Raw genomic sequence first — 12,311 nt, 5'->3', positions numbered from 1 at the left:
AGTTCGTCGAGGCGGTGAGGGGTGTGGAGTTGAGCTTGGTGGTGCCGCGGTAGACGTTGAATCCGACGGTGTCGGGGGCCGCGCGCAGCGCGCCCGTCAGCTCGGCCCGGCGCGCCACCCGCTCGCCGAACGGCAGCGCGAGGACGTACAGGGCGAGCCGGGTGAGCGGCATGACCGACAGATCGGCCGCCCGGTCCGCGCGCAGCCGTTCCAGACGGGTCATCCGGGGCGCGATCCGCTCCAGGAACACCGCGCGGGGCACCCCGTGCTTCGCGGCGAAGCCCTCGGCGACCGTGAACGGCAGCTCGTACAGCGCGTTCTGCTCGTAGTGCGCCCGGCGGTGCGCGTCGAGCGTGGCGTTCTCGTACCGGACCCGGCGGCCCGGAGCGAAGAGGAAGTCGCCCGTCTCGGCGTCGGTCGGCCGGCCGTGGACGTGCCGGAGGGCGGCCTTCAGACCGCTCCGGTACTTCACCGCGTCCAGCGCCGGATCGGGGCGGGCCGCGAGCCACGCGCGCACGATCGCGCGCGTGCGGCGGTTGTTGACCCCGGCGGCGCGGAGCGCGCCGAACAGGCGGTAGACCCGCTGCGGCGGCAGCAGCGCGAGCCGCGCGGCGATCAGCCGGCCCTCGCCCTCCTCCGCCTCCTTCGGGGTGCGGAGCAGGTGCTCGACGACGAGCGCGGCGTTGTGGTCGTTGATGTCGAGCGCGAGGGAGGCGGCGTACACGGGCCGGTAGTTCACGCGCACGTACTCGTGGAGGAACGCGAGCGAGAAGCGCTGCTCGGCGGCGGAGGACCGGAACTCGCGCTGTCCGGTGGCGGTCACGGCGGCGTTGACGAAGAGGAGCACGTCCTCGGCGGCGACGAGCTCGGACACGGTGCTCTCCTTCCAACGCACGGGTGCCGGCCGGGGAATGAGGGCGCGAACAGCGAAGACGTTGCTTCATAGGCAGGTTCCGGAAGTCGCACCGGAGTCCCGCGGCCGGCGCGGGAACGCTAGCACCGGCCCGGGGGAGGTCCGCCAGCGGATTACGGGTGGGGACGGGCGCGCGGCCGGACGACGGGCGGCGGGGCGAGCGTCGGACGGCGGGGCGGTCGTCGGACGCCTGGCCGCGGGGCCCGCAGGGGGCGTCCTGCCGATCGGGCCGGACCAGGGAGGCCCGCCCGGACCGCTGTCGGTGCCGCCCGGCAGACTGGGGGCATGGCGAAGCACCCGGGCGTGAAGCCCCGTATCGGACTCCTCGGCACCGGCCCGTGGGCCGCGCGCACGCACGCGCCCGCGCTCGCCGGGCACCCGGGCGTCGAGTTCAGCGGGGTGTGGGGCAGACGCCCCGAGGCCGCCGCCGAGCTCGCCGCCGCGTCCGGCACCCGGGCGTACGAGGACGTGGACGCCCTCCTCGCCGCGAGCGACGCCGTCGCCCTGGCCCTCCCGCCCGACGTCCAGGCGCCCCTCGCGGTGCGGGCGGCGGAGGCCGGCTGCCACGTCCTGCTCGACAAGCCGGTCGCGACGACGACGGCGCTCGCCCGCGAGGTGGCCGAGGCCGTGGAGGCGGCCGGGGTCGCCTCGGTGGTCTTCTGCACCCTGCGGTTCGCGAAGCCGACGGCCCGCTGGATCGACGAGCAGGCTGCGGCGGGCGGCTGGTTCCTGGGCGAGGCCCACTGGCTGGGCTCGCTCTACGGCCCCGGTTCCGCCAGCGCCTACGCGGCCTCGCCGTGGCGGCGGGAGAAGGGCGGCCTCTGGGACGTCGGCCCGCACGTCCTCTCCGTCTACCTGCCGGTCCTCGGAGACGTCACCGACGTCACCGCCGTCCCGGGCCCCGACGGCACCCACCACCTGGTGCTGCGGCACGGCTCGGGAGCGAGCAGCACGGCCACGCTGACCCTGAGCGCGCCCCCGGAGGCGGCGGAGGCGGCCCTCACCCTGCACGGCGCGCGGGGCCGGGCCGACATGCCCCGCTGGGACGGCGCGCTGGGGGCCTTCGCCGCGGCCGTGGACGCCCTCGTCACCGCGGCCCGCACCGGCCAGCCCCACCCCTGCGACGCCCGCTTCGGCCTGCGCCTCACGGAGATCCTGGCGGAGGCGGAGCACCGCGCCGCCCGCGGCTGACGGCGGGCGGCCGCCGGCGCACCCAGGTCCGGACGCGGGCCGTTCCCGGGCTCCGTGGGCGGCTCGGTCAGCGGGAGAGCGCGTCCCGCACTGCCTCCTCGGTGCGGCCGACGACGGCCGTGCCGTCCTCCGCCGTGATGATGGGGCGCTGGATCAGCTTGGGGTGGGCGGAGAGCGCCTCGATCCACTTCTCCCGGGCGGCCTCGTCCCGGGGCCACTCCTTCACGCCGAGCTCCTTGGCGACGTCCTCGCCGGTCCGCGTGATGTCCCAGGGTTCGAGTCCGAGCCGGTCGAGCACCGCCCGGATCTCCTCGGGCGAGGGGACGTCCTCCAGGTAACGGCGCACGGTGTAGTCGGCGCCCTCCGCGTCGAGGAGGGTGAGGGCGCCGCGGCACTTGGAACAGGCGGGATTGATCCAGATCTCCATGGCCCGTACGGTACCCCCCACGCCTTCCTGGAACACCCCCCAAACCCCACTTGGCCAGCAGCGATTGTCAGTGGGGGTCTCTAAAATAGGGGGTGAAGGTGAGGGTCCCGAGGAGGGCCCGCACCCACCGTTCGCCAGGAGGTAGCCCATGGCTCTCGCCGTGATCCGGACGCCGTCCATCGAACCCTGGAAGCCGCTCGAGAAGAAGCCGCTCCCCGCGGGCCGCCCCCGCGAGTGGTACGTGTCCCACAACCGCCGTCTGAAGGCCATGCGCCTCGCGATCGCGCTGCTCGACGCCGGCGTCTACGTGCCGTCGAAGGCGACGAACGCGGCGATAAGCGCGACGGCCGCCGACATCGGCATCCGTCCGCCTTCCGACACCACGTGCCGCATGGTCCGCGCCCTGATCCGCTACGGCCGCTGACCCCGGTGGGGCGCTGCCCGGCCGGGGCCGGGCAGCGCCGTCGTCGGATCCCGTCCGCTACCAGGCCACCGGCAGCCGTTCGGGAAGCCGCTTCATGAAGTTGGTGCGCCACACCAGCTGCTCGACCGGGACCGCGAGCCGCAGCCCCGGCAGCCGGTCGAGGAGCGTCTCCAGGGCGATCTCGGCGTGCCGCTTGCCGAGCGCCGTCGCCGGGCAGTAGTGCCGCCCGCCGCCGAAGGAGAGGTGCTCGGCGGCGTTCTCCCGGTCCGGCCGGAAGGCCAGCGGGTCCGGGAAGCGCTCCGGGTCGTGGTTCGCGGCCTCCACGAGCACCAGGACGAGCTCACCGGCCCGTACCTCGACCTCGCCGAGCCGCACGTCCTCCAGGGCGAGGCGCGGCAGCCCGTCGCCGATCGACAGGTTCACCCGCAGCAGCTCGTCCATCGCCCCGGCGACCCCGCGCCCGCCGTCGGCGGTCAGCGCCTCCCGCACGTCCGGCCGGGTCAGCACCGACACCAGCGCCATCGTCAGGAACCCGGCGGTGGAGATCACCCCGGCCCCGAACAGGGTCACGCCCACCGTCGCCAGCATCTCGTCCGTCAGATGGGCGTACTCCGGATTGTCGCGCAGTGCCGCGAGCTCCGCCATCAGCCCGCCCGTCGCCGGATCGTCCAGCCGCTCGGTCATGTAGGCGATGTCCCGGTCCCAGTTGAGCCGGGCCGCCTCGATCTCGCACGGCGCGTTCATGAAGGCCACGTCCAGGCTGCGCAGCAGCCGCGGCCCGTCCTCCTCCGGGATGCCCAGCATCCGGCAGTGCAGCCCCGCCGAGTACGGGTCGGCGTAGCCGCCCCGCAGCTCTCCGGGCGCCCCCTCGGCGACCAGCGCGTCCACCAGGGACCCGGCCCGGGCCCGCAGCCACTCCTCCAGGCCGGGTGCCTTCGGGTTGATCGCCTTCATGACGGCCTTGCGCAGCCCGGCCCCGGTGATGTTGCCCATGTTGTTCACCACGTGCGGCGGGATCGTCAGCGCGTACTGCCGCGGCGCCCCCGGCGCCGAGGTGTCCTTCAGGCTGAACCTCGGGTCCTCCAGGACCTGCCTGCACAGCTCGTACGAGGAGACCAGCCAGGCCTCGGCCCCGGCGATCGTGCGGACCTTCCGGACCGGCTCGGCACGCAGCCCGACGATCTCGGCGGGCAGCCGGGTCCCGTCCCAGTCGAAGGGGAAGGCGGGCAGGCTCTCGGCGGCGACGCTCATCGCGCGGCTCCTTCGACGGGGCTTCCGGTGTTCTCGGCGGGCGTGAGGATGCCGTGGCCCTGGTTGCGCGAGGCCCGGAGCCCGGACCCCCGCCCGTACAGCAGATCGGCCAGGGGGAGGGCCTGGTGGTAGCAGTTGAGCGAGGACGGCACGCCGAGGATCGCGGGCGTGTCCAGGAAGAGCGGGACCTCGGCGCAGATGTACGCCCGGCACACCTCCCGCTGCCGCTCGTCCGTCCGCTGCCCCGGCGCCAGCTTCCCCGCCAGGAAGATCCCGGTCAGCGCGTCGCAGGTCTCCCGCACCACCGGGTCGGCCGCCACCGCGTCGAGCACCGTGCGGTGCAGTTCGCGGTAGGCCGGGACGTCCCCGAACTCCGACATCCCGCGGGCCCGTACCCGTACCCCCGTGGGGTCGGCCTCCGCCACGGCGGCCCCGACTTTCGCCCGCACCCCCCGCAGGTTCTTGACGGCCTTCCGCCGCGCCTCGTCGGCCCCGTACCCCAGCGCCTCGTACATGTCGGCGACATGCAGATCGGTGTAGACGAGATCGACCTGATCGAAGTGGTCCATGCCCCAGCGCGTCAGCTCGCGCAGCCGCTGGGCGGTGAAATAACTGTTTCCCGGGGAGACGCCGATGACCACGTGCGCGCCCTCGTCGGCGATGACGCGGCAGTGATCGGTGTACGGCTGGAGTCGGAGCGTCTCTGCAGGGGCGAAAGCCGCCTGAGTCACGTAGGCAGTCCTCATCGCGCCAGCTAGTCCCAGCGGAGCCCAGTGCTCCGGGTGTGGCGGCCGCGACGACGACAAGCTATCGCCTGGTCGCGGAGCGTGAACACGCTACTCATAGGTACGGACGAGAGTTCGTCAGCTGTTCACGTCCCCGTGATCTTGGCCGGAAAACGGCGAGGCCCGCCGCCCCCTCGAAGGGGGCGACGGGCCTCGTCAGTCGGCAGCCTCGGCTTAGAGGTCGAAGTAGAGCTCGAACTCGTGCGGGTGCGGGCGCAGCTGGATCGGGGCGATCTCGTTGGTGCGCTTGTAGTCGATCCAGGTCTCGATCAGGTCCGAGGTGAAGACGCCGCCGGCCTGGAGGTACTCGTTGTCCTCCTCGAGGGCGTTGAGGACGGCCTCCAGGTTGGTCGGGACCTGCTGGACGTTGGCGTGCTCCTCGGGAGCGAGCTCGTAGAGGTCCTTGTCGATCGGCTCCGCCGGCTCGATCTTGTTCTTGATGCCGTCGAGGCCCGCGAGGAGCAGCGCCGAGAAGGCGAGGTACGGGTTCGAGGACGGGTCCGGCGCGCGGAACTCGACGCGCTTGGCCTTCGGGTTCGAGCCCGTGATCGGGATGCGCATGGCGGCGGAGCGGTTGCGCTGCGAGTACACCATGTTGACCGGGGCCTCGAAGCCCGGCACCAGGCGGTGGTACGAGTTCACCGTCGGGTTGGTGAAGGCGAGCAGCGACGGGGCGTGCTTGAGGATGCCGCCGATGTAGTAGCGGGCGGTGTCCGAGAGGCCGGCGTAGCCCGTCTCGTCGTAGAACAGCGGGTCGCCGTTCGACCACAGCGACTGGTGGACGTGCATGCCCGAGCCGTTGTCGCCGAAGATCGGCTTCGGCATGAAGGTCGCGGTCTTGCCGTTGCGCCAGGCGACGTTCTTCACGATGTACTTGAAGAGCATCAGGTCGTCGGCCGCGGCGAGCAGCGTGTTGAACTTGTAGTTGATCTCGGCCTGGCCGGCGGTGCCGACCTCGTGGTGCTGGCGCTCGACCTGGAGGCCGACGTTCTCCAGCTCCAGGGAGATCTCCGAGCGCAGGTCGGCGAAGTGGTCGACCGGCGGGGCCGGGAAGTAGCCGCCCTTGTAGCGGACCTTGTAGCCGCGGTTGTTCTCCACCGCACCGGTGTTCCAGGCGCCGGCCTCGGAGTCGATGTGGTAGAAGCCCTGGTTCGCCGAGGTCTCGAAGCGCACCGAGTCGAAGACGTAGAACTCGGCCTCGGGGCCGAAGTAGGCGGTGTCGGCGATGCCGGTGGAGGCGAGGTACGCCTCGGCCTTCTTCGCGATGTTCCGCGGGTCACGGCTGTACTGCTCGCCCGTGATCGGGTCGTGGATGAAGAAGTTGATGTTCAGCGTCTTGTCGCGGCGGAAGGGGTCCACGCGGGCCGTCGACAGGTCGGCGCGGAGCGCCATGTCGGACTCGTGGATGGCCTGGAAACCGCGGATCGACGAGCCGTCGAAGGCGAGCTCCTCCGCCGGGTCGAAGGCGGTCGCCGGGATCGTGAAGTGCTGCATCACACCCGGAAGGTCGCAGAACCGGACGTCGACCATCTTGACGTCGTTGTCCTTGATGAACTTCTGGACCTCGTCGGCGTTCTGGAACCCGTTGTTCTGGGACATCCAACTCCTCCTACTCCCGGCCCGGGGAGGGGCGGGGTTGCAGCTCGGTCGTGCGGCCAGTGCGGTGGCACACGCTGGACCCGACCATAGGTAGACGGGATTTCTCAAGCATGACCCATTTGTTTCGTCGAAGTTAACCGGGCCGGGTGCCGCTCCGCCTCCCCGGCTCCGTACGCCCACCCGCGCCGAAGTGATCGAAAACGGGCACAGTACCGTGGTCGGGTGGACAACAGGCAAGCACTCGGATCTTGGCTCTCCGGCCCCCGCGCGGCGGCCGAGGACGCAGGCGTCGACTTCGGCTACCGCGGCGAGCAGCTCGGGCTGCCCGAGGAGGGCCCCGGCTCGATCGCCCGCTCCGGGCGGCGCATGGGCGCCCTCGCCGTCGACTGGGCCCTCTGCATCCTGATCGCATACGGCTTGATCACCGACGGCTACAACCAGGCGACGGGCAACTGGGCCCTGCTCATCCTGTTCGTCCTGAGCGTCCTGACGGTCGGCACCGTCGGCTCGACCCCCGGCAAGCGCCTCTTCGGCCTGCGCGTCGCCTCCGTGAACGGCGGCCGCCTCGGCCTGTTCCGGGTCGTGATCCGCTCCCTGCTCGTCTGCCTCGCGATCCCGGCCCTCATCTGGGACCGCGACGGCCGCGGCCTCCACGACCGCCTCTCCGGCGCCGTCCAGGTCCGCATCTGAGACGGCGACACGAGAAAGGCCCCGGACCGCGCGGTCCGGGGCCTTTCTCGTCAGGTCGGGTGTCAGCGCATCTTTCCGCCGCGTGGCATCCGCATGCCCTTCGGCATCGGACCCTTCGGCAGCGGCATGTTGCTCATCAGGTCGCCCATCGCCCGCAGCCGGTCGTTGGCCGCGGTCACCTGCGGGCCGGTGAGCACGCGAGGCATCTTGAGCATGGTCGTGCGGATCTTCTTCAGGGGCACCTGGCCCTCGCCGTCGCCGACGATGATGTCGTGCACCGGCACGTCGATCACGACGCGGTTCATCCGCTTCTTCTCGGCCGCGAGCAGGGTCTTGACCCGGTTCGGGTTGCCCTCGGCCACCAGCACGATGCCGGCCCGGCCGACCGCGCGGTGCACGACGTCCTGGCTGCGGTTCATCGCGACCGCGGGGGTCGTCGTCCAGCCGCGCCCGACGTTCTGCAGCACCGCCGCCGCCGCGCCCGGCTGGCCCTCCATCTGCCCGAAGGCCGCGCGCTCGGCGCGCCGCCCGAAGACGATGGCCGCGGCCAGGAGCGCCAGGACGAAGCCCAGGATGCCCAGGTAGACCGGATGACCGATGAGGAAGCCGATCGCGAGGAGGACACCGAGTACGCCGATGCCCACGCCCGCGACGACCAGACCGACCTTGGGGTCGGCCTTCCGGGTCATCTGGTACGTGAGGGCGATCTGCTTCAGTCGCCCGGGGTTCGCAGCGTCAGCGCTGCTCGTGTTTGCCTTCCTCGCCATGTCCAGAAGTTTACGTGGCCCGGGAAGCCCGGCCCGACGCGGCCTCCATCACGTGCTGGGCCTCCACCCGGTCCTTGGCGCGGCGGCGGTCCTCCAGGACGGAGTTCCAGGCGTTCCGCCGTGCGGTGCGCTGGCCGGCGCCCAGGAGCAGGGCCTCCACGGCCTTCAGGGCGTCGGTGACGGACGGGATCGCGGTGACGCGGACGTGCGTCGATGCGGCCGGCATGTCGGGGTCCTCCCTCGATTGCGGGTGAGACGAGGTGGGGTGTGAGCGGGTGGTGGCGGTGAGTGAAACCAGACTCACAGATCGGTGTTACCAGGGCGTGACCCGGTGGTCAAACACTGATGAAGCGTCGATGCGGCCAGGTGGAGGACCGGGCGGACGCCGACGCGGCCCGTACGGCCCCCTGAGCTGCGGGGGCGTACGGACCGCGTCCGATCCGGCCAGTACCGGCCGGTAACTGCTTGTGCGGCGATTCACACGGGCCTGGGGCGGCCTCAGACGGCCTGCGTGGCGTTGTCGACCGCGCCGCGCTTCTCGATCGCCTGCTGGTACAGCCGGCCCGCGCGGTACGAGGAGCGGACCAGCGGGCCCGACATCACGCCGGAGAAGCCGATCTCGTCGGCCTCCTCCTTCAGCTCCACGAACTCCTGCGGCTTGACCCAGCGCTCCACGGGGTGGTGCCGGACCGAGGGGCGCAGGTACTGGGTGATCGTGATGAGCTCGCAGCCCGCGTCGTGCAGCTGCCGCAGCGCCTCGCTGATCTCCTCACGGGTCTCGCCCATGCCGAGGATCAGGTTCGACTTCGTGACCAGACCGTAGTCGCGGGCCCGGGTGATGACGTCCAGGGAGCGCTCGTAGCGGAAGCCCGGACGGATCCGCTTGAAGATCCGCGGGACGGTCTCGACGTTGTGCGCGAAGACCTCCGGGCGGGAGTCGAAGACCTCCTTCAGGAGCTCCGGCACCGCGTTGAAGTCGGGGGCGAGCAGCTCGACCTTGGTGCGACCCTCGGCGCGGTCCGCCGTCTGCTGGTGGATCTGGCGCACGGTCTCCGCGTACAGCCAGGCGCCGCCGTCCTCCAGGTCGTCGCGCGCGACGCCCGTGATGGTGGCGTAGTTCAGGTCCATCGTGACGACCGACTCGCCCACGCGGCGCGGCTCGTCACGGTCCAGCGCCTCGGGCTTGCCCGTGTCGATCTGGCAGAAGTCGCAGCGCCGGGTGCACTGGTCACCGCCGATGAGGAAGGTCGCCTCGCGGTCCTCCCAGCACTCGAAGATGTTGGGACAGCCCGCCTCCTGGCAGACCGTGTGCAGGCCCTCGCTCTTCACGAGGCCCTGCATCTTCGTGTACTCCGGACCCATCTTCGCGCGGGTCTTGATCCACTCGGGCTTGCGCTCGATGGGGGTCTGGGCGTTCCGGACCTCCAGGCGCAGCATCTTGCGTCCGTCGGGGGCGACTGCGGACACATCGGCTCCTGTAGCTTCGATTCTTCGGCGCACACCAGGGTACGCCCGTTGCTTCCATGCCTTGCTTACGTCCGGCCAACCCGTGGCCGAAGCTCGGCATTCCTCAGGCCGAGGCCCGCTCCGTCACGCGCTCGATCTCCCGCGGCTTCAGGTCCGCGTTCTCCAGCACGTCCCGCAGGTGCTTCTCCACCACCGGGAGCACCTCCTCGATCGTGACGTCCCGCCCCAGCTCGTTGGCCAGGGAGGCCACGCCCGCGTCGCGGATGCCGCACGGGATGATCCGGTCGAACCAGGTGTTGTCCGGGTTCACGTTGAACGAGAAGCCGTGCATGGTGACGCCCTTGGCGACCCGGATGCCGATCGCGGCGAGCTTCCGGTCCTCGCGGCGCTGGCCGGCGTTGGACGGGGCGTACTCGGGACCGTTCAGGCGCGGGTCGAACTCCTCGTCCGTCAGTCGCGGGTCGAAGTCCAGGGAGAGGCCGCCGATCGACGGCCGCTGCTCGACCGGGTCGCCGAGGACCCAGACCCCGCTGCGCCCCTCGACCCGCGTCGTCTCCACGCCGAACTCGGCGGCCGTACGGATCAGGGCCTCCTCCAGGCGGCGCACGTGCGCGACGACGTCCACCGGGCGGGGCAGCTTCATGATCGGGTAGCCGACCAGCTGGCCCGGGCCGTGCCAGGTGATCTTGCCGCCCCGGTCCACGTCCACCACCGGCGTCCCGTCCAGCGGCCGCTCGTTCTCCTGCGTGCGCCGGCCGGCCGTGTAGACCGGCGGGTGCTCCAGCAGCAGACAGGTGTCGTCGATCTCGTCGGCGAACCGCGCGGCGTGCACCTCGCGCTGCTTGTCCCAGGCCACCTGGTAGTCGACGGACTCCTCGCCGAACCCAAGGCGGACGAATCGCAGCTCACTCACGGCCATGCCTCCTCCTGGGCGCCGGGAGCCGGGGACCGGGGATCATCCCGGGCCGGCTCGGCACCATGCGTCATTCGCGCCCATGCCACTGTACGGCGGCGCCGGGGACGGCCCTCCGGCAGGTGGACGGGGGCACCTACGTCAGCGGTGCCGTCAATCCTCACACGATCGGATGAATGTGGGGCGAAGGCGGCGGTACGGGCCGTGGAGACCGCTAAATTCACGCCGTTCCATGAGGGTCCGACGGGGCTGCCGCCCGGGCCCGGAAGGCAGGAGACCGCACAGCTGATGACGGAACGACCACCGCAGCGCATCCCGAACCGCCAGCTCGCCGCGCTCATCGCCGAAGCCGGGTTCTCCAACGCGGGGCTCGCCAGACGGGTCGACCAGCTCGGTCTGGAACACGGGCTCGACCTGCGGTACGACAAGACCTCCGTGACCCGCTGGCTCCGCGGTCAGCAGCCGCGCGGCACCACTCCCGCCCTCATCGCTGAGGTCTTCACCCGTCGCCTCGGCCGCCGCCTCTCCGCCCAGGACCTCGGCCTCGACGCCTGCGCGCCGGTCTACGCGGGCCTGGAGTTCGCCGCCACCCCCGAGGAGGCCGTCGACATCGTCAGCGGCCTGTGGCGCAAGGACTCCGGCAGCCACGCCGAGCTCCGCAAGATCGCCTTCACTCCGGCCGGCCTCGTCGTCCCCAGCCGCGACTGGCTGATCGGCCGCGCCGACGACCGGGTCGCCCGCGGCGAGCCCGCCCCCGGTCCGGCCACCCGCCCGCCGGGCGTCCCCGTCGGAGCCGCGCAGGACCCCCGGGTGCCGCCCCAGGGCCGCTTCTCCGTCCCCCGCCAGCGCGGCACGGACCGGGGGCCCGGCCAGCGGGTCTCCAGCGGCGACATCGCCGCCCTCCGCTCCGTCGGCGAGCTCTTCCGCACCCTCGACCACGCCTACGGCGGCGGCCACGCCCGCCAGGCCCTCGTCCGCTACCTGGAGCACGAGGCCGAGCCCATGCTGCGCGGCACGTACGGGGAGTCCACCGGCCGCCGGCTCTTCGCCGCGGCCGCCGACCTCACCCGGCTCGCCGGCTGGACCTCGTACGACATCGCCGCCCACGGCCTCGCACAGCGGTACTTCGTCCAGGCGCTGCGCCTCGCCCAGGCGGCCGGGGACCGGGCCTACGGCTCGTACGTGCTGCTCACCATGAGCTGCCAGGCCGTCTACCTCGGCCACGGCCGCGAGGCCGTCCAGCTCGCCCGGGTCGCCCAGCAGGGCGTCGGCCCCGCCGCCCCGCCCGTCGTCCAGGCGATGCTGCACGCCGTCGAGGCGCGCGGACACGCCGTCCTCGGCGAGGCGCGGGTCTGCAGCGCCTCCCTGGTCCGCGCCGAGCGGGCCCTCGAAGCGGCCCGGCCCGGCGACGAGGTGCCGTACTGGGCCCGTCACTTCGACGAGGCGCAGCTCGCCGACGAGCTCGGGCACTGCCACCGGGACCTCCAGCAGTACCGGACCGCCGCGCAGCACGCCGAGCGCGCGCTCCAGCTCCGCGCGCCCGGCTTCGCCCGCAGCCGTCTGTTCTGCCGGGTCGTCCTCGCCACCTCGCGCCTGGCCCTCGGCGAACTCGACCAGGCGTGCGCGCTGGGCGCGGAGGCGGCGCAGCAGGCCTCGGAGATGCGGTCGGCGCGGGCGCTCGAATACGTCCGCGACTTCGAGCGCCGGCTCGAGCCGTACCGCGACGCGGCGGCGGCCCGCACGTACCGCGACCGCGTGGCCGCCCTCGGCTGACGCCCCGGCACCCACCGCCGTGGGGGGGGGGGGGGGGGCCCCCGCCCCCCCCCCCCCCGCCCCGGGGGGCGCCCCGGTGGGGCACGGCAACCGCGAATCAGGGGGGGCAGG

The 12,311-nt window shown here is 72.3% G+C and carries 12 protein-coding genes and 1 pseudogene; 4 read left to right on the top strand and 9 right to left on the bottom strand.

Annotation, left to right across the window (positions count from 1 at the left end; all coding sequences use genetic code 11):
* Nucleotides 1–874 (bottom strand): annotated as a pseudogene (locus tag ABZ318_RS36685) (hypothetical protein); the annotation flags it as partial.
* Between the two features lie 324 nt (nt 875–1,198).
* On the opposite strand from ABZ318_RS36685, the gene ABZ318_RS36680 reads away from it, so the two are divergent.
* Nucleotides 1,199–2,104 carry a Gfo/Idh/MocA family oxidoreductase gene (locus ABZ318_RS36680; protein ID WP_356906765.1) on the top strand — a complete coding sequence of 302 codons (906 nt, stop codon included), beginning with the start codon at nt 1,199–1,201 and terminating at the stop codon, nt 2,102–2,104.
* Between the two features lie 67 nt (nt 2,105–2,171).
* Here ABZ318_RS36680 and ABZ318_RS36675 read toward each other — a convergent pair whose 3' ends face one another.
* Entirely contained in the window at nt 2,172–2,531 is a 360-nt protein-coding gene (locus ABZ318_RS36675) for an arsenate reductase family protein (RefSeq protein ID WP_356906764.1), read from the bottom strand.
* Nucleotides 2,532–2,679: 148 nt separating this feature from the next.
* Here ABZ318_RS36675 and ABZ318_RS36670 point away from each other — a divergent pair, with 148 nt between their 5' ends.
* Nucleotides 2,680–2,955, top strand: coding sequence for a hypothetical protein (locus tag ABZ318_RS36670; RefSeq protein ID WP_356906763.1), 276 nt, complete (start codon nt 2,680–2,682; stop codon nt 2,953–2,955).
* A 57-nt stretch (nt 2,956–3,012) separates the two neighbouring features.
* On the opposite strand, the gene ABZ318_RS36665 is transcribed toward ABZ318_RS36670, so the two are convergent.
* The 3 genes from ABZ318_RS36665 to glnA form a co-directional block, all read right to left on the bottom strand.
* Nucleotides 3,013–4,206, bottom strand: coding sequence for a cytochrome P450 (locus ABZ318_RS36665; protein ID WP_356906762.1), 1,194 nt, complete (start codon nt 4,204–4,206; stop codon nt 3,013–3,015).
* A complete protein-coding gene (locus ABZ318_RS36660; protein ID WP_356906761.1) occupies nt 4,203–4,937 on the bottom strand; it encodes a tRNA-dependent cyclodipeptide synthase in 735 nt (244 codons plus the stop codon). Before ABZ318_RS36660 ends, ABZ318_RS36665 begins: the two co-directional genes overlap by 4 nt.
* Nucleotides 4,938–5,165: 228 nt before the next feature.
* Entirely contained in the window at nt 5,166–6,590 is a 1,425-nt protein-coding gene (gene glnA / locus ABZ318_RS36655) for a type I glutamate--ammonia ligase (protein ID WP_225798798.1), read from the bottom strand.
* Nucleotides 6,591–6,812: 222 nt separating this feature from the next.
* Here glnA and ABZ318_RS36650 point away from each other — a divergent pair, with 222 nt between their 5' ends.
* On the top strand, nt 6,813–7,280 hold the full coding sequence (locus ABZ318_RS36650; protein WP_356906760.1) for an RDD family protein: 468 nt from the start codon (nt 6,813–6,815) through the stop codon (nt 7,278–7,280).
* A 62-nt stretch (nt 7,281–7,342) separates the two neighbouring features.
* Here the strand turns inward: ABZ318_RS36650 and ABZ318_RS36645 are convergent, their stop codons facing one another.
* The 4 genes from ABZ318_RS36645 to lipB form a co-directional block, all read right to left on the bottom strand.
* The gene (locus tag ABZ318_RS36645; protein ID WP_356906759.1) at nt 7,343–8,047 is read right to left on the bottom strand and encodes a DUF4191 domain-containing protein; all 705 of its coding nucleotides are present in this window, start codon (nt 8,045–8,047) and stop codon (nt 7,343–7,345) included.
* 10 nt (nt 8,048–8,057) lie between these two features.
* Complete coding sequence (locus tag ABZ318_RS36640; RefSeq protein WP_030691846.1) at nt 8,058–8,273, bottom strand: hypothetical protein; 216 nt, start codon at nt 8,271–8,273, stop codon at nt 8,058–8,060.
* A 272-nt stretch (nt 8,274–8,545) separates the two neighbouring features.
* Nucleotides 8,546–9,514: a lipoyl synthase gene (gene lipA, locus ABZ318_RS36635; RefSeq protein ID WP_030691847.1), complete on the bottom strand. Its 969-nt coding sequence runs from the start codon at nt 9,512–9,514 to the stop codon at nt 8,546–8,548.
* 103 nt (nt 9,515–9,617) lie between these two features.
* Nucleotides 9,618–10,427: a lipoyl(octanoyl) transferase LipB gene (gene lipB / locus ABZ318_RS36630; protein ID WP_356906758.1), complete on the bottom strand. Its 810-nt coding sequence runs from the start codon at nt 10,425–10,427 to the stop codon at nt 9,618–9,620.
* A gap of 288 nt (nt 10,428–10,715) precedes the next feature.
* Between lipB and ABZ318_RS36625 the strand changes: the two genes are divergently transcribed.
* Nucleotides 10,716–12,200 carry a regulator gene (locus ABZ318_RS36625; RefSeq protein WP_356906757.1) on the top strand — a complete coding sequence of 495 codons (1,485 nt, stop codon included), beginning with the start codon at nt 10,716–10,718 and terminating at the stop codon, nt 12,198–12,200.
* Nucleotides 12,201–12,311 lie beyond the last annotated feature (111 nt).

It is taken from the genome of Streptomyces sp. NPDC006197 (assembly GCF_040613865.1).
In the GTDB taxonomy this organism is placed as follows: Bacteria; Actinomycetota; Actinomycetes; order Streptomycetales; family Streptomycetaceae; genus Streptomyces.
This window is presented reverse-complemented; position numbering and strand designations above follow the sequence as displayed.